The 262-nt window shown below is 58.4% G+C and carries 1 pseudogene; it reads right to left on the bottom strand.

Going from position 1 to position 262, the window contains the following annotated elements:
* A pseudogene (locus SB717_RS36990) lies at positions 1-262 on the bottom strand (hypothetical protein); the annotation flags it as partial.

Here is a 262-nt window from a genome sequence, read left to right as displayed (position 1 = left end):
GTGAAATTGCGCCGGTCGAGGTTGCCCAGGAAGGCGCCAGACTCGCCATATTCCCTGATGTTGCCCTGACTGTCACAGGTGTTCCCTTGCGTGCCGATATCCGCAACGTAAAAGCGGTCGCCCGGCGCACCCTGGACGATGCCTTGCGGAGCAAAGGGCGCGCCCCTGTCACTTGAAGAAACAAGCTTGCCAAGGAACACGCCTGTCCTGCCGTCAAAGCGAAGAATCTCTCCAAAGTCGCTGACGAAGTTCTGGTTGACGA

The sequence above is a fragment of the Priestia sp. SIMBA_032 genome, from assembly GCF_046535215.1.
In the GTDB taxonomy this organism is placed as follows: Bacteria; Bacillota; Bacilli; order Bacillales; family Bacillaceae_H; genus Priestia; species Priestia aryabhattai.
This window is presented reverse-complemented; position numbering and strand designations above follow the sequence as displayed.